Source organism: Azospirillum sp. P4_B5 (genome assembly GCF_056402275.1).
This window is the reverse complement of record NZ_JBFUHT010000003.1, coordinates 156,396-177,554: the sequence shown is the minus strand read 5'-3', so window position 1 is coordinate 177,554 and position 21,159 is coordinate 156,396. Positions and strand designations below refer to the sequence as shown.

Annotated in this window: 17 protein-coding genes and 1 pseudogene; 8 read left to right on the top strand and 10 right to left on the bottom strand. The window is 66.8% G+C overall.

From position 1 onward, the window contains the following. Positions 1–85 precede the first annotated feature (85 nt). The 6 genes from AC1DVI_RS03570 to AC1DVI_RS03545 all read left to right on the top strand — a co-directional run bounded on the left by AC1DVI_RS03570 (position 86) and on the right by AC1DVI_RS03545 (position 5,772). A complete protein-coding gene (locus tag AC1DVI_RS03570) occupies positions 86–1,249 on the top strand; it encodes an ABC transporter ATP-binding protein (protein ID WP_014240468.1) in 1,164 nt (387 codons plus the stop codon). Continuing rightward, entirely contained in the window at positions 1,246–2,169 is a 924-nt protein-coding gene (locus AC1DVI_RS03565) for an ABC transporter permease subunit (RefSeq protein ID WP_476956780.1), read from the top strand. The genes AC1DVI_RS03570 and AC1DVI_RS03565 overlap by 4 nt, the downstream gene beginning before the upstream one ends. Next, on the top strand, positions 2,166–2,999 hold the full coding sequence (locus tag AC1DVI_RS03560; RefSeq protein ID WP_014240466.1) for an ABC transporter permease subunit: 834 nt from the start codon (positions 2,166–2,168) through the stop codon (positions 2,997–2,999). The genes AC1DVI_RS03565 and AC1DVI_RS03560 overlap by 4 nt, the downstream gene beginning before the upstream one ends. Positions 3,000–3,400: 401 nt before the next feature. Further along, a complete protein-coding gene (locus tag AC1DVI_RS03555) occupies positions 3,401–4,417 on the top strand; it encodes an agmatine deiminase family protein (RefSeq protein WP_476956779.1) in 1,017 nt (338 codons plus the stop codon). 186 nt (positions 4,418–4,603) lie between these two features. Then, positions 4,604–4,834, top strand: a complete 231-nt coding sequence (locus AC1DVI_RS03550) for a hypothetical protein (RefSeq protein WP_476956778.1) — start codon at positions 4,604–4,606, stop codon at positions 4,832–4,834. A 143-nt stretch (positions 4,835–4,977) separates the two neighbouring features. Further along, the gene (locus AC1DVI_RS03545; protein WP_476956777.1) at positions 4,978–5,772 is read left to right on the top strand and encodes a PP2C family protein-serine/threonine phosphatase; all 795 of its coding nucleotides are present in this window, start codon (positions 4,978–4,980) and stop codon (positions 5,770–5,772) included. Positions 5,773–5,785: 13 nt separating this feature from the next. On the opposite strand, the gene AC1DVI_RS03540 is transcribed toward AC1DVI_RS03545, so the two are convergent. Then, positions 5,786–6,652 (bottom strand): DUF4384 domain-containing protein, encoded by an 867-nt coding sequence (locus AC1DVI_RS03540; protein ID WP_476956776.1) that lies wholly within the window; start codon positions 6,650–6,652, stop codon positions 5,786–5,788. Positions 6,653–6,886: 234 nt separating this feature from the next. On the opposite strand from AC1DVI_RS03540, the gene AC1DVI_RS03535 reads away from it, so the two are divergent. Continuing rightward, the gene (locus tag AC1DVI_RS03535) at positions 6,887–8,065 is read left to right on the top strand and encodes a lysozyme inhibitor LprI family protein (protein WP_476956775.1); all 1,179 of its coding nucleotides are present in this window, start codon (positions 6,887–6,889) and stop codon (positions 8,063–8,065) included. A 42-nt stretch (positions 8,066–8,107) separates the two neighbouring features. On the opposite strand, the gene AC1DVI_RS03530 is transcribed toward AC1DVI_RS03535, so the two are convergent. The 8 genes from AC1DVI_RS03530 to AC1DVI_RS03495 form a co-directional block, all read right to left on the bottom strand. Further along, entirely contained in the window at positions 8,108–8,908 is an 801-nt protein-coding gene (locus AC1DVI_RS03530) for an MBL fold metallo-hydrolase (protein ID WP_476956774.1), read from the bottom strand. After that, entirely contained in the window at positions 8,905–9,702 is a 798-nt protein-coding gene (locus tag AC1DVI_RS03525) for a TatD family hydrolase (protein ID WP_476956773.1), read from the bottom strand. The genes AC1DVI_RS03530 and AC1DVI_RS03525 overlap by 4 nt, the downstream gene beginning before the upstream one ends. Positions 9,703–9,708: 6 nt before the next feature. Continuing rightward, positions 9,709–11,259, bottom strand: coding sequence for a methionine--tRNA ligase (gene metG, locus AC1DVI_RS03520; RefSeq protein ID WP_476956772.1), 1,551 nt, complete (start codon positions 11,257–11,259; stop codon positions 9,709–9,711). Positions 11,260–11,331: 72 nt separating this feature from the next. Then, positions 11,332–12,450, bottom strand: a complete 1,119-nt coding sequence (locus AC1DVI_RS03515) for a DNA polymerase III subunit delta' (protein ID WP_476956771.1) — start codon at positions 12,448–12,450, stop codon at positions 11,332–11,334. Between the two features lies 1 nt (position 12,451). Then, positions 12,452–13,084 (bottom strand): dTMP kinase, encoded by a 633-nt coding sequence (gene tmk, locus AC1DVI_RS03510; RefSeq protein ID WP_476956770.1) that lies wholly within the window; start codon positions 13,082–13,084, stop codon positions 12,452–12,454. Between the two features lie 70 nt (positions 13,085–13,154). After that, positions 13,155–14,321: a D-alanyl-D-alanine carboxypeptidase family protein gene (locus AC1DVI_RS03505; RefSeq protein ID WP_476956769.1), complete on the bottom strand. Its 1,167-nt coding sequence runs from the start codon at positions 14,319–14,321 to the stop codon at positions 13,155–13,157. An 89-nt stretch (positions 14,322–14,410) separates the two neighbouring features. After that, positions 14,411–15,322: a septal ring lytic transglycosylase RlpA family protein gene (locus AC1DVI_RS03500; RefSeq protein ID WP_476956768.1), complete on the bottom strand. Its 912-nt coding sequence runs from the start codon at positions 15,320–15,322 to the stop codon at positions 14,411–14,413. 105 nt (positions 15,323–15,427) lie between these two features. Beyond that, positions 15,428–16,252 (bottom strand): YdcF family protein, encoded by an 825-nt coding sequence (locus AC1DVI_RS03495; protein ID WP_476956800.1) that lies wholly within the window; start codon positions 16,250–16,252, stop codon positions 15,428–15,430. A 1,077-nt stretch (positions 16,253–17,329) separates the two neighbouring features. Here AC1DVI_RS03495 and AC1DVI_RS03490 point away from each other — a divergent pair. After that, positions 17,330–18,379, top strand: a pseudogene (locus AC1DVI_RS03490) (methyl-accepting chemotaxis protein); the annotation flags it as partial. A gap of 93 nt (positions 18,380–18,472) precedes the next feature. On the opposite strand, the gene AC1DVI_RS03485 reads toward AC1DVI_RS03490, so the two are convergent. Then, positions 18,473–21,124: a valine--tRNA ligase gene (locus tag AC1DVI_RS03485; RefSeq protein ID WP_476956767.1), complete on the bottom strand. Its 2,652-nt coding sequence runs from the start codon at positions 21,122–21,124 to the stop codon at positions 18,473–18,475. Positions 21,125–21,159: the final 35 nt, after the last annotated feature.

The window sequence follows — 21,159 nt, the reverse complement described above, 5'->3', positions numbered from 1 at the left end:
CGGCACGCACGACACGCGCCCTGGTCGCTTCCCATCGGGAACGGCCGGGGCGTTCCCTTGAGAAGAGGACGCCGAGAGGAGCCGCATGGCTGTCCAGCCGATCCGCAAGCCCACGCGCCTGGAACCCTGGCAGGACCCGGGACAGAAGCCCTATGTGCGAATCGAGAAGGTGACCAAGACCTTCGGCGATTTCGTCGCTGTGGACGAGGTCAGCCTGTCGATCTACCGGGGTGAGTTCTTCGCCCTGCTGGGCGGCTCCGGCTCCGGCAAGACGACCCTGCTGCGCATGCTGGCCGGGTTCGAGACGCCGACCGAGGGCAAGATCTTCATCGACGGCGTCGACATGGCCGGCATCCCGCCCTACGAGCGGCCGGTCAACATGATGTTCCAGTCCTACGCCCTGTTCCCGCACATGTCGGTGGAGCAGAACGTCGCCTTCGGCCTGAAGCAGGACGGCGTCGCCAAGGCCGAGATCAAGGAGCGGGTGGGGGCCATCCTCGACCTCGTCCAGCTCGGCCAGTTCGGCAAGCGCAAGCCGCACCAGCTCTCCGGCGGCCAGCGGCAGCGCGTGGCGCTGGCCCGCTCCCTGGTCAAGCGGCCCAAGCTGCTCCTGCTCGACGAGCCGCTGGGCGCGCTGGACAAGCGGCTGCGCGAGCGGACGCAGTTCGAACTGGTCAACATCCAGGAGAAGCTGGGCGTCACCTTCATCGTGGTCACCCACGACCAGGAGGAGGCGATGACCATGTCCTCGCGGATCGCCGTCATGAACCATGGCGTCATCGCCCAGACCGGCACGCCGACCGAGATCTACGAGTACCCGCAGTCCCGCTTCGTCGCCGAGTTCATCGGTTCGGTGAACATGTTCGAGGGCAGGGTGGTGGAGGATCAGGCCGACCATGTGCTGATCCGTTCCGAGGACGCCGGCTGCGACCTCTACATCAACCACGCGGTGGCGGTCCCCGCCGGCGCTACGGTGGGCGTCGCCGTCCGCCCGGAGAAGATCGCGCTGAGCAAGGAGCCGCCGGCCAACGCCGCGACCAACGCCGACGGGCGCAACGTCACCAGCGGGATCGTGCGCGAGATCGCCTATCTCGGCGACGTGTCGATCTATCTGGTCGAGCTGAAGACGGGCAAGACGGTGCGCGTCACCGCGCCCAACGTGGTGCGGCGCACCGAGATGCCGATCACCTGGGACGACGAAGTGCATCTGAGCTGGCGTCCCTTCGCCGGGGTGGTGCTGACGCAATGATCGACCTTCTGCGCCGGATCGGCCTGTGGGGGCGGGGGGTGGTGGTCGCCATCCCCTACCTGTGGCTTCTTCTGTTCTTCCTGGTGCCCTTCCTGATCGTGTTCGGCATCAGCCTGTCGGAGGCGATGCTGGCGCAGCCGCCCTACGCGCCGCTGATCGACTGGCTGGTGGACGAGGACGCGGGCACGACCAAGCTCCAGATCCTGCTGAACCTGTCCAACTATCTGCGGCTGGGCGGCGACGACCTCTACATCCTGGCCTATCTGAACTCGGTGAAGATCGCGCTGGTCACCACCGTCTGCTGCCTGCTGCTGGGCTACCCCATGGCCTACGCCATCGCCAGGGCGGAGCCGGCCAAGCGCGGGCCGCTGATGATGCTGGTCATCCTGCCCTTCTGGACCAGCTTCCTGATCCGCATCTACGCCTGGATCGGCATCCTGAAGGCCAACGGGGTGGTGGACAACCTGCTGCAATGGACCGGCCTGACGACGGAGCCGTTCGAGCTGCTCTATTCCGACTGGGCCGTCTACATCGGCATGACCTACTGCTATCTGCCCTTCATGGTGCTGCCGCTCTACGCGACTCTGGAGAAGCTCGACCCGACGCTGCTGGAAGCGGCGGCGGACCTTGGTTGCCGGCCCTGGAAGGCGTTCCTGACGGTGACTCTGCCGCTGTCGTTGCCGGGCATCATCGCCGGGTCGCTGCTGGTCTTCATCCCCTCGGTCGGCGAGTTCGTGACTCCGGAGCTGCTGGGCGGCCCGGACACGCTGATGATCGGCCGCGTGCTGTGGAACGAGTTCTTCGCCAACCGCGACTGGCCCGTCGCCTCGGCGGTGGCCATCGCGCTCCTGCTGTTCCTGGTGGTGCCGATCATGGTCTTCCAGCATGTCCAAGGGCGCCAGACGGAGGCCGAGCGATGAAGCAGATGGGAAAACTGGCCTGGGCGCTGTGGTTCGGCTACGCCTTCCTCTACGTACCGATCGCGCTGCTGATCTTCTACTCCTTCAACGAGTCACGGCTGGTCACGGTGTGGGGCGGCTTCTCCACCAAATGGTATGCGGAGCTTCTGCAGAACGACCAGCTTCTCGGGGCGGCTTGGCTGTCGCTCAAGGTGGCGGCGATGTCGGCCACCGCGTCGGTGGTGCTCGGCACCGTCGCCGGCCTGGCGCTGGCCCGCTTCGGCCGATTCCGCGGGCGGACGCTGTTCGGCGGCATGATCACCGCGCCGCTGGTCATGCCGGAGGTCATCACCGGCCTGTCGCTTCTGCTGCTGTTCGTGGCGCTGGAGCAGGCCATCGGCTGGCCGGACGGGCGGGGCATGACGACGATCACCATCGCCCACACCACCTTCACCATGGCCTATGTGGCCGTCATCATCCAGTCGCGCCTCGTCAGCCTGGATGAGAGCCTGGAAGAGGCGGCGATGGACCTCGGCGCCCGTCCGGCCAAGGTGTTCTTCGTCATCACGCTACCGATCATCGCCCCGGCCATCGTGTCGGGCTGGCTGCTCGCCTTCACCCTGTCGCTCGACGACGTGGTGGTCGCCAGCTTCGTGTCGGGGCCGGGCTCCACCACGCTGCCGATGGTCATCTTCTCCAGCGTCAAGTTCGGCATCAGCCCGCAGATCAACGCGCTGGCGACGCTGATGATGGTGGTGGTCGCCACCGGCATCTTCATCGCCAGCCTCGTCATGGCGCGGCAGGACCGTCAGCGGAAGCGGGACGAGCAAATGGCGGTGCAGGGGGGCTGAAAAGCCTCCTGCCACCCCCGAACACCGCCTCATAGGGGCTATGCCATCCGGCCGCAGACGGCGGGGGTGGCCGTTTGCCGTTGCATTTGCTATTCTGTGGGCATCTGCAACAGCGAATGAGGCCGTATCATGCGCGCGCTCTTATGGTTCCCGATGCTTCGTCTTGGTTTTTCGATGCCTTTTTCGGTGCCGAAGCGCCGTTATTCGGACCGTCCGCCCTCCCGCCGCTGAGCGGTCGAGCGCGCCGCCCTTCCGGGCATTCCGATGGCCCCTTTGGTGGCCGTTGCCAAATCCTCCGCTCCGTGGTTAGGGTGACCGTGGGTCACGGGTGACGCCGTGACGCCCCGCTCCGGCCACGCACAAGAGCCGGACAGTTCAGGGATTTGGCAGGAGATTCAAAGATGACGACACCGGCGGCGGAAGGCTTCACCATGCCGGGCGAATGGGCACGGCACACGCGCTGCTGGATGGCGTGGCCGTGCCGGCCCGAGACGTGGCCCGAGGGGGCTTTCGACGCCGCCGCTGCCGCCTACACCGACGTCGCGCGCGCCGTCAGCCGGTTCGAGGCGGTGACCATGGTCTGTGATCCCGCCGACGTCGCCGATGCTTCGTTGGCCTGCGGGCCGGGCGTCGAGATCCTGCCCTTGCCGATCAGCGATTCCTGGATTCGCGACACCGGACCCAGCTTCGTCACCGATGGGAAAGGGCAGGTGGCCGGTGTCCATTGGCGCTTCAACGCCTGGGGCGGCAACTACCCGGACAGCGCCAAGGATCAGCAGGTCGGGCGCCTGATGCTCGAACATCTCAGTTTGCGCCGCTTTGAAGCCCCTCTCATCATGGAGGGTGGCTCCTTCCATGTGGACGGGGAGGGGACTCTGCTGACGACCGAGCAATGCCTGCTGAATCCGAACCGCAACCCGAATCTCGGCAAGGCGGAGATCGAGGAGTTGCTGAAGGAGCATCTCGGCATCTCCAGCGTCATCTGGCTGGGCGAGGGCTATCAGGACGACGAGACGGACGGTCACATCGACGAGATCGCCCTCTTCGTGAAGCCCGGCGTCGTCATGGCGATCACCACCGACGATCCCGGCGATGCCAACTTCAAGGCGTTCCAGGACAATCTCGACCGGCTGAAGCGCGCCCGCGACGCCCAGGGGCGGGAGCTGAATGTCATCCCGGTTCGCCAGCCGGCGCGGCGCGACGAGAACGGCGTGCGGCTGACCTTGTCCTACACGAATCTCTACATCGCCAACGGCGGCATCGTCATGCCGGCCTTCGAGGATCCGGCGGACGACGAGGCCTTCCGGATCGTACGCCGGGCCTTCCCGGACCGCGAGGTGGTGCAGGTTCCGGCGTTGGACATCGTACGCGGCGGCGGCGGCATCCACTGCATCACCCAGCAGCAGCCGGCGGCCTGATCCGACACCTTCGTTGGTTTGCAGAAAGGCGAGGGCACTTGCAGCCTTCGCTTTTTAATCGGTCACGGCGTCGATTCGGATCTTGAATCGGTGGATGCACGGGCGCATATTCTTAACATGCAGTTAAATCCGCTCAATATGCCTCCGATGGCAAAGCCTCAGCCGCCGATCACACCGGCGATGCAGATGGCCATGTCTCCGGCGGTTCAGGCGGCGCAGCAGACCACCCCCACCGTTCGCACCCAGACAGTCCAGGCCACCCAAGCGGTCGGCAAGATAGACCAGACGCGGGACACCCGCAACGCGACCCAATCGGGGCAGGCGGTTGACCCGCAGACGGCGGCCGTTCAGGCGCGGACCAACGGCACCGGCTACGGTGGCAAGCAGCGCGGCACGCTCCTGGACGTCAGCGTCTGAGGCGTTTTTACGCGTCCTTTCCTGCTGTTCAATCTGCAGGCTCTCCGCCATTATCCTATGCAAAGCCGAGGCGGTTTTTCGCGTTGCCGAAGGCTGTTTCCAGGAAGCTGGTTCGGCTGTAACGCGCTGGAGCCGTTCGCGTGATGCATTCCGCCCTGATCGACATGATCGCCGCCGGACAAACGGATGTTGGCCGTGTCCGTTCGCGCAACGAGGACGCGTTCCACCTCGACCCGGCGCGCGGCTTGGCGGTGATATGCGATGGCATGGGGGGGCACGCCGGCGGCGACATCGCCAGCCGCACCGCGGTGGAAGTGGTGGCCGCGGTCATCGCCGCCCAGGACCGTGCCGACGAAGGCCGGACGCCATCCCAGGCGGAAGAGGAGAAGGCGGCTGCGGACGCCGCATTGACGGTGCGTTCCGCGGTGGTGGCGGCCAACCGGCGGATCAACACCCTGAACCGCCAGCGCGGCTTTGCCGAAGGGCGCGGCATGGGAACCACGCTGGTTGGGCTCTGGCGGGTGCCGGGAACCGGCCGCGTCATCGTGTTCCACGCCGGGGACAGCCGGCTGTATCGCCTGCGCGACGGTGAGCTGCGCCTGCTGACGCGTGATCACAGTCTTTACCAAGTCTGGCTGGACAACGGACGCCGCGGACAAGCGCCCCATCGCAACATCATCGTTCGCGCGCTCGGCACCGGCGAGCAGGTTGAGCCCGACATCGCCTTTCACGATCTTCAGCCCGATGACCTGTATCTTCTGTGTTCGGATGGGCTGACCGGCATCGTGCCGGAGGGCGTGATTCAGCGCATTCTCACCCAACAGCCGCCGCTTGCCGGTGAAGACGCCTGTGCCCGGCTGATCGCTCTCGCCAACGGGGCGGGCGGGCCGGACAACATCACCCTCATCCTTGCGCGATTCGTCCTTCTCCCGGCCTGATCCAACGGCGCATTCAACGCGCTCTGGTTTTGAGGAACCGTGCGGTGGCGACGGTGGCCGGTGCGGCGGAGTCCAAAGCCTGTTTCAACGCCGGAAGATAGGACGCCGCTGCCTCGGCTTCGGGACGCGGCGCGGCGAACAACGGTGTTGGGCTGGCGACCACGACGATCAAATCGTGACCGTAGGGTGGCCCGATGCTCCAGACTCGCCCTCCGGCGCCGCGCTCACCCAGCCGGCGAACCGCACCGGACTCCACGCGGCCGCTGATCTCCAGAGGGTTGGGCAACAAATGAATCACGTCGCCGTCCGACGTGAAATAGTCCACCTGCAGGTGCGCTGGAAAATCAGGGGCTACAATGTCAAACATCAAGTCCTGGCCGTCCTCGAACGGTGTTCCGGCGGCATTCTTGAAGCGGATCGACAAGGACGACGCCGAGCCGGCGTTGGCAGCCCGAAAAGGGCCGATCAGGGTCAGCGGTTCGCACAGGGCAGGGGACACCCGCTCGATCTCCACCGCGGCCCGCTGGCCGGTAAGGAAATCCTGGGCGAGCAGCGCGAGACTGTCCGGGTCGGTGTCGCCCGCGGTCAGGCCGGAGATCGCAATCCTCTGGTCCTTGCCGACGGCGACCTCCAGTTCGGCACAATGAAACTCAGTCAAGGCCGTCCGCAACGCCGACAGATCGGGCACGGCGGGAACCGGCGGATCGTCCGGTGCGGGAAGCGCCTGCGCCGGTGCGGTCTCGCCGTCCGTGGAGGGATCGGAGGCGGTGGAGGCATGAACCGACCACGCGCTGGCTCCGATGGCAGCGGCAAGCAGCGCAGCGGCGCATCGGTGCCGCCATGTCGTCGGCGCAAAGGTCGGCGCGAAGGCGTCGTTCACCGGAACCTGACTGTTGGGTACAAACTGTGTTTTATGTAGCGTGCATTGCGGACATCGCCAAGGGTAGAGGCACCCCGCCGTCAAGGTCAGAGACGATCATATAATCTGTATTATGGAAAATACTGCCGGTGCGAAGAGAGCAGGGCACCAATCCGTCCCTTTCGGCGTTCTGGCCGATGGACTATCGTCTCGGCTCATTCCCATATCCATTCCCTTCGATGAAGGCTGCGCCTTATGCCTCGTTCCTCGTGGCTTTTCGGTCCCGCGCTGTCGCTTTGTCTGTTTCCGTTCGCCGCCATGGCCCAGACGCCGCCCGATTGCACCAGACCATCCAGTCGCGCCGACCGGACCATCTGTGCCAGTGCCGATCTGAAGGTCGCCGCCGAGGATATGGCGACGCTTCTGCGCGAGACCTTGGAAAACACGCCCGCCGATGGCCGGGACGTCATCGAGCGCGCGCAGAAAGCATTCCTGACCGAACGTGACGGCACCTGCGCCGACACATCCGCCATCCCGGCCTGTCGAACCCTGTATGAGGCGCGCGCCGCCGACCTGGCCGCCCAGAATTCGGATGCCCAGAGAAAGCTGGCTGCGGTCGTCGCCGGAATTCCGAAAGATGCCAAAGCCGCCGCTGTGGCGCTTCAGCGCTACAATGGTGCACCGGCAAAGGCATGGCTGGTCTATCTCTATCAGAGCGGCGCCGTGCCGGTGGCGGACAAGGATGCCACGGTGCGCAAGCTGGTGGACGATATCTTGAACCGCGGTCTGCCAAGAGACCCCTATCTTCTCGAAGAAATGGCAAATCTCGGCGACGTGGCGAGCGCCCCTCTGGGCACGTCGCTGCTGTTTCTGCGCCATGTCCTGTCGACCACGGAGATGGACGCGCCCTGCTTCCTGTTCACCAAACATGGGCAGCCGGCCTTCGAAGCCTTTGGCGCCTTCTGGGGCAATGCGCGCGACGAGACGCCCGGCTTGTGTCATCCCTCGTCCTCCGTGTTCGATCTGCCGGAATGGAAAGCCGTCTCCGCCCACATGGACCCGGCGATCGAACCGGCCCTGGTCGAACGTGGCAGCATCCGTCACGGCTACGAGCGTCAGTTTGAGGTGGACGACCTTCAGGCGTCCTTCGTGCCAAGCACCCTTCTGGAAGCGCCCATGTCCGCCGAAGCCAAGAAAATGGCCGAGCAGCGCGGCCGGGCCGTGGCCGCCTTCCGGTCCTGGAGCGATTTCGACGTCTGGCCGGAGACCGAATACCGTGCGGCGGTGCACACTCTACCTGCAGCCATCACTGCAACATCAAAGCTTTACAGAGAGAAGTTCAAGCTGAATCCTCAGACAGCGGATCAGGCGGCCAAGGCGGCCGCGGACCGTTTCATCGCCGGACGGCTGGGCCTCATCATGCCGGACGAGTGACCGTCGCCGTCGCCCTACCCCTTCCCGTCCCGACCCGGATGGTCAAAGCTCGATGACGAGCCCGTCATAGGCGGGCTCGACACCGGGGGGAAGCAGCCGGCGGAGCGTGTCGTAATCCATGGTCTGGTCCATGTGCGTCAGGTAGGCCCGCTTGGGGCGCACCCGCGCGATCCATTCCTGCGTCAAGGCGAGATGGGCATGAACCGGGTGCGGCGGCTCGATCCGGGCGCAGTCCACCACCCACACCTCGACACCCTCCAACGCCGCGAAGGCGTCTTCATCCAACCTCACAACGTCGGTCGAATAGGCAAATTTATCAAAGCGATAGCCAAGGGTCTTCAGATATCCGTGATCCTGCTCGAAGGGCACGATCCGGCGACCGCGCACCTCGAACGGGCCTTCTACGGCGCGAGGCGTCAACACCGGGCGGTAAAAGGGTTCACCGGGGCGCAGAGGCTCGAAGCAGTAGCCGAAACGCCGCTCCAACTCGGCCAGATCATCGGCGCTGCCAAAGGCGTCGATGGGCGCGTGCATGGCGCGGCACAGTTCCCTGAGTTCGTCGATGCCATGGGCATGGTCGGCGTGCTGGTGCGTCCACAGGACGGCATCGAGCCGCCGCACATCCGCGTTGAGAAGCTGCTGGCGCAGATCTGGGGAGGTGTCGACCAGGATGCTGACGTCACCGCCCTGCCCGGCCCTCTCCTGCTCCCACTCCACCAGAATGGACGGGCGCATCCGGTGGTTCCTGGGGTTCGCCGGGTCACAGGAGCCCCAGCCGAGACCGATCACGGGAACGCCCCGCGATCCGCCGCAGCCGAGGATCGTGACCCGCTGGCCGGTCATGCGGTGACCTGATTGGCCGTTCCGGCGCGCGGGAACAGGCGGAAGAAGTTCTCGGTGGAGATTCGGGCCATGTCCGCGGCGTCCACACCCTTGACCTCGGCAACGCAAGCCGCGGTGTGGGCGACGTAGGCCGGCTCGTTTCGCTTGCCGCGGAACGGCACCGGCGCCAGATAGGGCGCGTCCGTCTCCACCAGAATCCGGTCCAGCGGAACGTCCTTCACGATGGCGCGGAGGTCCTCCGACTTCTTGAAGGTGACGATCCCGGAGAGCGAGATGTAGAATCCGAAATCCAGAGCATCTTCAGCGAGTTGACGCCCGGAGCTGAAGCAGTGCAGCAACCCGTGGACCGGCTGTCCGGCGGCCTCCTCGCGGATGATCCGCATGGTGTCGTCGTCGGCGTCGCGGGTGTGCACGATCAGCGGCAGGCCGGTGTCCAGGCTGGCGCGGATGTGCCGGCGGAAGCACTCCTGCTGAACGTCGCGCGGGCTCTTGTCGTAGAAGTAGTCGAGTCCGGTCTCGCCCAGCCCGATCACCTTCGGATGCTTCGACAGCGCGACGAGGCGCTCGACGGTCACCCCGGCGATCTCCTCCGCCGCCTGATGCGGATGGACGCCGAGCGAGCACAGGACATCGTCATAGCGCTCGGCGACCGCCAGGATGCGGTCGAAGCGCGACAGGTAGGTGCAGATGGTCACCATCCGCCCCACCCCCGCCTGCCGGGCGCGGTCCACGACCGCGTCCAGCTCCTCGGCGAAATCGGGGAAGTCGAGATGGCAGTGGCTATCGACCAGCATCGTTCGTCAGCTCTTCGCTTCGTCCACATAGCGCGGGAACACGCCCTGCGGCGTGGGCAACGGCGTGCCGGGGACCAGCGCCCCGCCCGCCCCCAGCCGGTCGAACCCGCGGGCCTCCGGCCCCTGCGCCAGCTGGTCCAGAATCTTCGCCGAGGCTTCCGGCATGATCGGCTGGGTCAGGATGGCGAGGTGGCGGATGGTCTCGGCCAGCACGTACAGCACCGTGGCCATGCGCGCCGGATCGGTCTTCTTCAGCGCCCAGGGCGCCTGCTCGTCGACATAGCGGTTGCCGTCGCCGATCACCGCCCAGATGGCGTCCAGCGCCTTGTGGAAGGCCTGCGCCTGGATCTCCGCCCGGACGATCGGCAGCAGGTTGCGGACAGCCCCGAGCAGCGCGTTGTCGGCCTCGGTGAAGGCGCCCGGCTGCGGCACGGCGGCCCCGCAATTCTTGCCGATCATCGACAGGGAGCGCTGGACGAGGTTCCCGTAATCGTTGGCGAGGTTGCCGTTGATCCTCTGCACCATCTGCTTGTGCGAGAAGTCGCCGTCGTTGCCGAAGGGAACCTCGCGCAGCAGGAAGTAGCGGGTCTGGTCCAGGCCGTAGGTGTTGACCAGCGTCTCCGGCGCGATGACGTTGCCCAGCGACTTCGACATCTTCTGGCCTTCGATGGTCCACCAGCCGTGCGCGAAGACGCGCTTCGGCGGGGCCAGCTTGGCGGCCATCAGGAAGGCCGGCCAGTAGACAGCGTGGAAGCGCAGGATGTCCTTGCCGACCATGTGCAGGTTGGCCGGCCAGTATTTGGCGTACTCGCCACCCTCGTCCGGGAAACCGACCGCGGTGATGTAGTTGGCCAAGGCGTCCAGCCAGACATACATGATGTGGTCGGGGTTGCCCGGCACCGGGATGCCCCACTTGAAGGTGGTGCGGCTGACCGACAGGTCCTTCAGCCCCGATTTCACGAAGGCGACGACCTCGTTGCGCTTGCCTGCGGGGGCGATGAAATCCGGGTTCTGCTCGTAGAACTCCAGCAGGCGGTCCTGCCAGGCCGACAGGCGGAAGAAGTAGGAGGGCTCCTCCACCCATTCGCACTCGGCGCCGGTCGGGGCGATCTTCTTGCCCGACGGCGACGTGGTCAGCTCGTCCTCGCCGTAGAAGGCCTCGTCGCGCACCGAGTACCAGCCGGCGTAGCTGCCGAGATAGATCTCGCCGGCCGATTCCAGACGGCGCCACAGCTCCTGCACCGACGCGATGTGCCGCGGCTCCGTGGTGCGGATGAAGTCGTCGTTGGAGAAGTTCATCAGCGAGACGAGGTCGCGGAAATTCTTCGACACGCGGTCGGTGAACTCCTGCGGCGCGATGCCGGCGTTCATGGCGGATTTCTCCACCTTCTGGCCGTGCTCGTCGGTGCCGGTGAGGAACTTCACGTCATAGCCGTCCAGCCGCATGAAGCGGGCCAGCACGTCGCAGGCGAGCGTGGTGTACGCATGCCCGATGTGGGGCACGTCGTTCACGTAATAGATCGGAGTCGTCAGGTAAAAGGTCTTCGACCCGGTCATGTCAGAGGCTCTCCCGAGAATGCGCCGGCCCGGCGCGTCGCCGGTCCGGATGGGCGTGGTGTGTCGTCCGTGTTAAGTAGCAGCCGCTTCCAGCGTCGCCAAGGCGTTCAGGACCACCTGTTTGCGGTCGAGATTGGCGGATTCCGCACGGGCGAAGTGGCGTTGGACCTTTTCCCACACCTCCACCCAACGTTCAAGGCCGCGGGCGTTGGCCAGACGGGTCATCAGGGCGGCCTCCCCGGCCACCACCTCCGCTGGCCATGCGCCGCGGGCCAGCGACCGGACGAAGCGGGCGAGCCACCAGACGAGCAGGTCGGTGGCCGTCTCGTACAGACCGTCGTCCTGCTTGCGGGTCAGCTTGTCGCCAAAGGCGTGGGCGGCGGTGATGTCCAGCCGCGGCAGGGTGCCGAGCAGACCGATGAGTTCCCGGTAGAGGTCGAGCCCACCGGCCTCGGCCAGCCCGATGGCCCGCCCGATGCTTCCCTCCGCCAGCCGCGCGAGCGCTGCTCGGTCCTCGTCGCCGAGATCCGGACGATGCTGGGCCAACAGGTTGAGCACCGTTTCCTCAGGAAGCGGTTGAAGCGTCAGCTTTCGGCAGCGGGAGCGGATGGTCGGCAGCATGCCGCCGGGGTTGTCGCTGACCAGAAGCAGCAACGCGCCGGACGGCGGCTCCTCCAAAATCTTGAGAATGGCGTTCAAGCCACTGAGATTCATACGGTCCGCGCCATCGATCACCGCCACGCGCCAGCCGCCCTCGGCGGCGGTCTTGCGTAGGAAGGGGCCGATCTTGCGCACGTCGTCCACGGCGATGTCGCGCTTCAACCGATCGCGCTTCTCGTCGCGCTGGCGCTCCACGGTCAGCAGGTCGGCGTGGCCGCCCGAGGCGACGCGGCGGAAGACCGGGGCGTCCGGAGACAGCGCCAGCGTGGCGGGAGGCGGCGGCGCGCCGAACAGGCCGGCGTCCGGCGGCTCGTGCCCCTGGGACAGGACGAAGCGGGCGAAGCGGAAGGCCAGCGTCGCCTTGCCGATCCCCGGGGGGCCGCCGATCAACCAGGCGTGTGGCAAGCGCCCGGAGTTCCAAGCGTCAAGCAGCAGGCGCTCGGCGTCGTCATGGCCGGTCAGTTCGGGGTTGCGGCGCGGGGCGAGGGCATCCTCCTCCGCGACCGGTTCTGGCGCGCGGGCGCGGCTCACCTCAGGAGGCTCCCAGGCGACGGGTCACTTGGTCCAGAATGGCCGCCTGTACCGTTTCCACGGGGTGTCCGGCATCGATGACCACGCAGCGCTCCGGCTCCCGTGCGGCAATGTCGAGGAAGCCGTCGCGCAGGCGGTGGTGGAAGGCGACGTCCATCCGCTCGTAGCGGTCCTCCCCGCCGCGGCGGGCGGCGGCGCGGGCCAGCCCCTCCTCCACCGGCAGGTCGAGGATCAGAGTCAGGTCGGGCCGGAAGTCGCCCAGGGCCGTGGCCTGGAGCGTGGCGACCAGATCGCGCCCCAGCCCCAGCCCATAGCCCTGATAGGCCATGGTGCTGTCGAAGAAGCGGTCGCAGATGACCCAGTGGCCGGCCTCCAGCGCCGGCCAGACGGTGCGCTCCAGATGGTCGCGGCGGGCGGCGGTGTGCAGCAGCGCCTCGGTCACCGGCCCCCAGCGTCCGGTTTCCCCGGCCACCAGAAGGCCGCGGATCTCCTCGGCGCCCGGCGAGCCGCCGGGCTCGCGGGTCAGCACGACCCGCTTCCCCCAACCGATCAGCGCGTCGGCGAGCAGGCGGATCTGGGTGGTCTTGCCCGCCCCTTCGCCGCCCTCCAGCGTGATGAACCGCCCGCGCGTCATGGTCTGCTCCCGATGGTGATGAGGCCCGCCGCGTTCCGGATTCCGGCGGTGACGGGCCGGCTTACACCAATCAGCTCGCCCCGAAAATGAGGAACTTCGCCGCCGCCAGGGCACGGCCCACGAAGCCCAGCTTCTCCACGTCCTGCGCGGCGACCACCGGGAACTCCTTGCCCGGGAAGCCCGGCGCCGACACCACCACCTTGCCGACCACGTCGCCCTTCTTCACCGGCGCCGCGACCGGGGCGTTGCTGACCAGCGACACCTTCATGCCGCTGCGGTCGGCGCGGGCCATGGTGACCTTCATGTCCTCCGGCACGGTGACCGGAACGGTGTCCTGAGCGCCCAGCCAGAGCGGCACCTGATCGACCGTCTCGCCCGCCTTGAACAGGGCGTAGGTGGCGAATTCGCGGAAGCCCCACTCGATCAGCCGGGCCGACTCGTCCGCGCGGGCCTGCATGCTCGGCAGACCGTTGACCACCAGGACGAGACGGCGCCCCTCCCGCTCCGCCGAGGCGGTCAGACCATAGCCGCCGGCCTCCGTGTGGCCGGTCTTCATACCGTCCACATCCATGCCGCGATAGAGCAGCGGGTTGCGGTTGCCCTGGTTGATGCCGTGGTACTTGAACTCCCGGATCGAATAATAGTGGTAGTATTCCGGGAAGTCCTTGATCAGATGCTCGGCCAGGATCGCGAGATCGCGGGCGGTCATGTAGTGGTTCGGATCGGGCCAGCCCGTCGCGTTGGTCAGGTTGGTGTCCTTCAGCCCCAATTCGCGGGCGCGCTTGTTCATGCGCTCGGCAAAGGCCGATTCGGAGCCGGCGAGACCTTCGGCGAAGACGATGCAGGCGTCGTTGCCCGACTGCACGATCACGCCCTTGATGAGGTCGTCCACCTTGATGTTGTTGTGCAGCTCCACGAACATCTTGGAGCCCTGCATCCGCCACGCGCGCTCCGACACCGGCAGCGTGCTGTCCAGCGTCACCCGGCCTTCCTTGATCGATTCGAAGACCATGTACATCGTCATGATCTTGCTCATCGAGGACGGCGCCATGCGCTGATCCGGGCTCTTCTCGAACAGCACGGTGTTCGAGGTGATATCGACCAGGATCGCCTGCTTGGCGATGGTTTCGATGCTGGCGGCGTGAGCCACCGGCCCCACCCCCGCCGCGAACAGCGCGACCGCAAGGCCCATGGCGAAACGGGTGCGGGCAACGCGGGTGCGGACGACAGCGACCATGACAACTCCCTTCGAAACGCGGACTGGACAAGACATGAAACGGAACGAGGCCCGGTGCCGGGCCAAGCTTGGACTGGGCTCGCGGGTGATCAATCAACCACGATTTTGGCGTCGGTAAGGCCGGCTTGGAGGATTTGGTTCAAAACGGCGTCGGCGGACTCCACGCTGGCCAGCGGCCCCACCCTCACCCGCTGCAACCGCTGCCGACCGGCGACCGTCTGGGTGACCTGCGCCTGTTGGCCGAGCGAGGCCAGGCGGGCGCGCACGCGGGTGACGTTGTCCGGACTGCCGAAGGCGCCGACCTGGACGTAGATCTGCTCGTAGGGCTTCACCGGCAGCTCGGCGACCACCGGGGCCGGAACGAAGCGCCCGTCGACCATGTCGCCGGCCACCGTGGTGGGCGGCGGCACCGGGGCGCGGGTGACCGCGGCGGGAGTGGCGCGGGCGGCGCCATTGACCTCCACCATGCTGCGCGGGGCGGCCTTCGGCGGTGGGCCGTCCAGTTCCGCCAGCATCGGGGCCGGCGTGCCCTGGCGGGCCGCGGCGGCGACCGCGCGGCTTTCCTCCGCCAGAATCTGCACGCGCACCTTGGCCGTGCCCGTGCCTTCGAACCCAAGCAGTTGCGCGCCGCGCCGCGACATGTCGATGATTCGCCCGTTGGCGTAGGGGCCGCGGTCGTTGATGCGAACAACCAACGACCGGCCGTTGTCGAGATTGGTGACGCGCACGAGGCTTGGCATGGGCAAGGTCTTGTGCGCGGCCGTCAGCTCATTTTGGTCGTAAACCTCGCCGTTGGCGGTGACCTTTTGGTGGAATCCCGGACCGTACCAGGAGGCAATCCCGGTCTCGCTGTAGGAGTAATCCTCGGCGGGATAATACCAGACGCCGTTGACCTGATAGGGCTTGCCGACCTTGTAGACGCCGCTGCGCGGCAGTCCGGACGGGGATGGCGCGGGCGGCGCGGACGCGCAGGCGGCGAGCGTCAGCGCTCCTGCGAGCACGACCGCCCCCCTCAGCATATGCGCGCGTCGCATGGCCCCACCCCGCTAAATCTGGTGGCGCCACTCTAGCCGAGTTACCTCCCCGCGCCAACCGCGCAACACCCGTCAGGATCCCGCCTGTGCTGCATCGCGGTCATGGGCGGGCCCCGGAAACAGCGAATCGGTCCGCCCCATCAGGCGGTAGGCGACGAGGCCGATCCACTCGCGGACCGGGTCCTGGAGCGCGTCGATCTGCTTGTCGAACTCGAAGCGGACGAAGGGGCGCCCGCCGAAGCGCGTGCGGTAATCGACCGGATAGGGAATCACCTCCCAGCCGACCTGCCGGAAAATGCCGACCGACCGCGGCATGTGCATCGCCGAGGTCACGAGGACCCAGGTCTCCCCCGGCTTCGGCCTGACGAGCCGCTGGCTGAACAGGGCGTTCTCCCAAGTGTTCCGGGATTCGTTCTCGTAGGTCACGCTGTCCGGGTCGATTCCGACCTGCCGAAGCGCGCCGCGGACGGCGATGTCCTCGCGCAGTTCCAGGGCGTCCTGCCCGGCCAGCCGCCCCGAGCCGCCGGTGAACACCGCACGCGCTTGGGGGTGGCGGCGGATCAGTTCAGCGAAGCCGAGAACGCGTTCCGCCGCGTCGTTGACGGACGGCTCGCCGCGGTCGCGGGTGATCGGCGGGTTCACCGCCCCGCCCAGCATGATGATGCCGTCCACCCGCTCCGGCAACTCGGGGCGGGGAAAACGCTCCTCCAGCGGCAGCGCGACCCATGAGGCGATCGGCGTGACCATGACGATGACGAAGCCGACGGTGACCGCCACGACCAGCCGCCGCCCCCAATGGGCCAGACGGCGGGTGAACAGCAGCACCGTCCCGGCGGTGAGGATCAGCACGAGCAGATTGCCCGGCGAGACCAGGAGCCACAGCAGCTTCGACAGCACGAAGGACAACAGCCGACCTCCCCTTTCGATTTCCAGCGGTTTCTAGATACGGGCGTTCACCATGAATGCCCAGGGGCGACGGCACGGTAACGAATCCGCCATCAATCCGTAACAGCGGCGTCTTCGGCGGCGGGTAAGGTCCGCGGCGCAACCAAGGATTTACCGCATATGCTGTCGAACATTTCCATCGGCACGCGAATCGCGCTGCTGGTCGCCGCGTCCGTGGTCACCTTGGGCCTTCTGGGCGGGACGGTCACCGTCGGCGCCCAGCGCATGTTCGAGGCGACCGCCGAACTGGACCAGTTCCGCGACGCCTATGAGCACACCGCCGCGATCGAGCGCCGCGCCAGCCGCCTGCGCTTCCAGGCGCTGCGCTTCGTGGCCGACCGCGACGAGACGGCGGCCGACGCCTTCGCGAAGAACGCAGAGGAGGCCTCCCGCCTGCTGGACAACCTCAAGGAACGCGGTGTGGAGCGCCTGCCGCAGGAGGAACTGGATCATCTGTCGCAGGGCATCGGCACGCTGAAGGAGCGCTTCTCGTCGGTGGTCGCGCGGGCAAAGGAACTGGGCCTGTCCGACGACAGCGGCCTGCGCGGTGTGCTGCGCGCCTCGGCTCGCGCCATCGAGGACGAGCTGAAGCAGTGGCCGAACGCCGACAAGCTGACCGGCCGTATGGAATCCATGCGGAAGATGGAGAAGGACTTCATCATCTACAGCGACGAATCGCTGCTGTCCGGCCACCGCAAGGCCTTCAACGAATTCACCTTCTTCCTCGCTGATTCGGGCCTGGACACGGCCACCCAGACCAAGCTGGAGAAACAGGCCCGCACCTACCGCACCGACCTCGGCCGCTTCGTCGACGCCACCAAGGCGTTCCGGGCCGAGGTGCAGACCTTCAACGACGCCTTCCAGGCGATGGTGCCGCGTTTCGAGGCGCTGCTGGATTCGGCCAACGCCGGCATGGCCGGGGCGGTGGAGACGCAGAACCGGGTGCGCGGCGAGGTGATCGCCAACGTGCTCCAGGTCGGCTCCGTCCTGCTGGTCGGCTTCGCGATCATCAGCCTGCTCGTTGCCCGCAGCATCACCCGGCCGTTGCGCCTGATCGAGGGCGTGATGGAACGGCTGGCCGGCGGCGACCGGACGGCCACCGTGCCGGAGACCGGGCGGCGCGACGAGATCGGCGCGATGGCCCGTGCCGTCAGTGTGTTCAAGGAGAATCTTCAGCGCACGCATGAGCTGGAGCAGGAATCCCGCCGGGCCGAACGGCGGGCGGAGGAGGAACGGGAAAACGCGCTCCGCGCCATCGCCCACGACTTCGATTCGGCGTTCGGGCGGGTGCTCCACACGGTTGGTCACGCTGCCGACCAGATCCGCAGCGGTGCTCACATCCTGCGCGACACCGCGGAGAAGATGAAGGAGCAGGCCCTGGACACGTCGGAAAAGGCGGAGCGGACCTCGGAAGTGGTCGGCATCGTCAACAACGTGTCGCGCACCCTTTCCGCCTCGATCGGGGAGATCGGCGGGCGGGTGACCACCTCCAGCACGGCCATCCGTCGCGCCGTGGATCACGCCCGGCAGAGCGACTCGGCGGTGGCGGCCCTGGCCGACAGCTCGCAGCGGATCGGGGAGATCGTCCGGCTGATCAACGACATCGCCGGACAGACGAACCTGCTGGCGCTGAACGCGACCATCGAGGCCGCCCGCGCCGGCGAAGCCGGCAAGGGCTTCGCCGTCGTCGCGTCGGAGGTCAAGGTCCTGGCCAACCAGACCGCCAAGGCGACCGAGGACATCGCCGGTCAGGTCGGGGCCATCCAGGAGGCCACCGGCTCCGTCGTCGAGGCGATCCGGGCCATCCGGACCACCGTGGAGGAGGTCGCCAATTTGTCGGAGGACGTGTCCGCCGCCGTGCGCGACCAGCTTGAGCAGACCGAGGAGATCGTCGGCGCCGTGGGCCGGGCCAACGACAACACCCACGAGGTGACCGAGAGCGTCAGCACCATGGCGATCACCGCCGCGGAGACCGGCAAGTCGGCCATCGAGATGATCTACTCCGCCGCCCAACTGGCGGACGAACTCCGGCAGCTCGAAGCCGACGCCGACCGCTTCGTGTCCTCGATCAAGACTTGAGTCCTCAGGCCGTCGGGCATTCTTCAGACAAAAAGAAAGGGCAGGAACCGAAGCCCCTGCCCTTGCTCACTTTTGGGGTCTGGATGACCGGCCTTACGCGGCCAGCATCTCCAGCGCCTTTTGCAGCTTGTCGCGGGCCTGCGCCGCGGTGTCGCGGCGGTCGCGCTGCTCCTCGATCACCTCTTCCGGCGCCTTGGCGACGAACTGCTCGTTCGACAGCTTGGCGTCGATTTTCTTGATCTCGCCGGACAGTTTCTCGATCTCCTTGGTCAGGCGCGCGCGTTCCTTGTCGAGGTCGACGATGCCTTCCAGCGGCAGGATCAGCGTGGCCTCGTCGAGCACGGCCTGGACGGCGCTCTTCGGCACCGGGCCGGACAGCGGCTCGGCGCTGGCCAGACGGCCCATGCGCAGGATCAGGTCGCGATGCGTGTCCAACCGCTTGAGGCTCTCCGGACCGGCGTCCTTCAGCTTCAGCTCGATCTGCGCCGCGGGCGGGACGTTCATCTCCGACCGCATGGAGCGGACCGAGGAGATCGTCCGCACCACCCAGTCCATCTCGTCACGGGCGGCGGGGTCGATCAGCTCCGCGCCGTGCTCTGGCCAATGGGCGGAGATCAGGCGGTTCGCCCGGTCGTCCGAAAGCTGCTCCCACAGCTCCTCCGTGATGAAGGGCATCAGCGGGTGGAGCATGTGCAGGATTTCGTCCAGCACCCAGGCGGTGGTTGCCCGCGTCTCAGCGATGGCGGCCTCGTCCGTGCCGTTCAGGATCGGCTTGGTGAATTCCAGGTACCAGTCGCAGAAGGTGCCCCAGGTGAAGGCGTAGGCGGTGTTGGCGGCCTCGTTGAATTTGTAGGCCTCGATGGACTCGCCAACCTTCTTCGCCGCCTCCGCCAGAGCGCCGACGATCCAGCGGTTGACCGTCTGGGTCAGCCCGACCGGCTTGAAGCCGGGGACTGGGGCCACCCCGTTCATCTGGGTGTAGCGCGCGGCGTTCCACAGCTTCGTCGCGAAGTTGCGGTAGCCCTCGACGCGGCTGACCGCCAGCTTGATGTCGCGGCCCTGGGCGGCCATGGCCGTCAGGGTGAAGCGCAGGGCGTCGGTGCCGTACTGGTCGATCAGCTCCAGCGGGTCGATGACGTTGCCCTTGGACTTCGACATCTTCTGGCCCTTCTCGTCGCGGACCAGGGCGTGGATGTAGACCGTCCGGAAGGGCACGTCCTTCATGAAGTGCAGGCCCATCATCATCATCCGGGCGACCCAGAAGAAGATGATGTCGAAGCCCGTCACCAGCACGTCGGTCGGGTAATAGCGCGCCAGCTCCGGAGTCTCGTCCGGCCAGCCCAGCGTGGAGAAGGGCCACAGGGCCGACGAGAACCAGGTGTCCAGAACGTCCTGGTCGCGGGTCAGCGCCACGTCCTCGCCGTAATGGGCCTTGGCCGCGGCGATGGCCGCCTCCTCGGTCTCCTCGACGAAGAAATGGCCGTCCGGGCCGTACCAGGCGGGAATTTGATGGCCCCACCAGATCTGGCGGCTGATGCACCAGGGCTGGATGTTGCGCATCCACTCGAAATAGGTGTTCTCCCACTGCTTGGGCACAAACACGGTCTTGCCGGTCTCCACCGCCTCGATGGCCGGCTTGGCGAGCGTGGCGGCGTCGACGTACCACTGGTCGGTCAGCCAGGGCTCGATGGCGACTCCGGAGCGGTCGCCGTGCGGGACCATGTGGGTGTGCGGTTCGATCTTCTCCAGCAGTCCCAGCGCCTCCAGCTCGGCCACGACCTTCTTGCGCGCCTCGTAGCGGTCGAGCCCGCGGTAGGCCTCCGGAACCTCGTCGCCGGTGATGCGGGCGTCGCGGTCCATGATGTTGATGGCCGCGAGGTTGTTGCGCCGCCCGACCTCGAAGTCGTTGAAGTCGTGCGCCGGGGTGATCTTCACCGCGCCCGAGCCGGTCTCCGGATCGGCGTACTCGTCGCCGACGATCGGAATCAGGCGGCCGACCAGCGGCAGGACGACGTTCTTGCCGATCAGGTCCTTGTAGCGCTCGTCCTCCGGATGCACGGCGACGCCGGTGTCGCCCAGCATCGTTTCCGGGCGCGTGGTGGCGACCACGATGAAGCGGTCCACCTCGCCTTCAATCGGGTAGCGGAAGTGCCAGAGGTTGCCCTTGATCTCCTTCTGCTCGACCTCGAGGTCGGAGATGGCGGTGTGCAGCTTGGGGTCCCAATTGACCAGCCGCTTGTCCTTGTAGATCAGGCCCTGCTTGTGCAGTTCCACGAACACCTTGCGGACGGCGCGGCTCAGCCCCTCGTCCATGGTGAAGCGCTCGCGCGGCCAATCGGGCGAGGCGCCCAGCCGGCGCAACTGGCGGGTGATGGTGCCGCCCGATTCGGCCTTCCACTCCCACACCTTGTCGATGAAGGCGTCGCGGCCGAAATCGTGGCGCGTCTTGCCTTCCTTGGCGAGGTTCCGTTCCACGACCATCTGCGTCGCGATGCCGGCGTGGTCGGTGCCCGGCTGCCACAGGGCGTCGCGCCCGCGCATCCGGTTGTAGCGGGTCAGAACATCCTGGAGCGTGAAGGTCAGTGCGTGGCCCATGTGCAGGCTGCCGGTCACGTTCGGCGGCGGCATCATGATGGTGTAGGGCTTGCCGTTCGACTCGGTCTTCGCCGCGAACGCGCCCGTCTCTTCCCACAGCCGGTAGTGCTTTTCCTCGACCTCGGCGGGCCGGTACGTCTTTTCCAACATCACCAGGAACTTTCGCTTACGAATTCAAACGGAAT

Coding starts and splice junctions, on each gene's coding strand:
- AC1DVI_RS03570 (WP_014240468.1), top strand. CDS start 86: ATGGCTGTCCAGCCGATCCGCAAGCCCACGCGCCTGGAACCCTGGCAG.
- AC1DVI_RS03565 (WP_476956780.1), top strand. CDS start 1,246: ATGATCGACCTTCTGCGCCGGATCGGCCTGTGGGGGCGGGGGGTGGTG.
- AC1DVI_RS03560 (WP_014240466.1), top strand. CDS start 2,166: ATGAAGCAGATGGGAAAACTGGCCTGGGCGCTGTGGTTCGGCTACGCC.
- AC1DVI_RS03555 (WP_476956779.1), top strand. CDS start 3,401: ATGACGACACCGGCGGCGGAAGGCTTCACCATGCCGGGCGAATGGGCA.
- AC1DVI_RS03550 (WP_476956778.1), top strand. CDS start 4,604: ATGGCCATGTCTCCGGCGGTTCAGGCGGCGCAGCAGACCACCCCCACC.
- AC1DVI_RS03545 (WP_476956777.1), top strand. CDS start 4,978: ATGCATTCCGCCCTGATCGACATGATCGCCGCCGGACAAACGGATGTT.
- AC1DVI_RS03535 (WP_476956775.1), top strand. CDS start 6,887: ATGCCTCGTTCCTCGTGGCTTTTCGGTCCCGCGCTGTCGCTTTGTCTG.
- AC1DVI_RS03530 (WP_476956774.1), bottom strand. CDS start 8,908: ATGACCGGCCAGCGGGTCACGATCCTCGGCTGCGGCGGATCGCGGGGC.
- AC1DVI_RS03525 (WP_476956773.1), bottom strand. CDS start 9,702: ATGCTGGTCGATAGCCACTGCCATCTCGACTTCCCCGATTTCGCCGAG.
- metG (WP_476956772.1), bottom strand. CDS start 11,259: ATGACCGGGTCGAAGACCTTTTACCTGACGACTCCGATCTATTACGTG.
- tmk (WP_476956770.1), bottom strand. CDS start 13,084: ATGACGCGCGGGCGGTTCATCACGCTGGAGGGCGGCGAAGGGGCGGGC.
- AC1DVI_RS03505 (WP_476956769.1), bottom strand. CDS start 14,321: ATGGTCGCTGTCGTCCGCACCCGCGTTGCCCGCACCCGTTTCGCCATG.
- AC1DVI_RS03485 (WP_476956767.1), bottom strand. CDS start 21,124: ATGTTGGAAAAGACGTACCGGCCCGCCGAGGTCGAGGAAAAGCACTAC.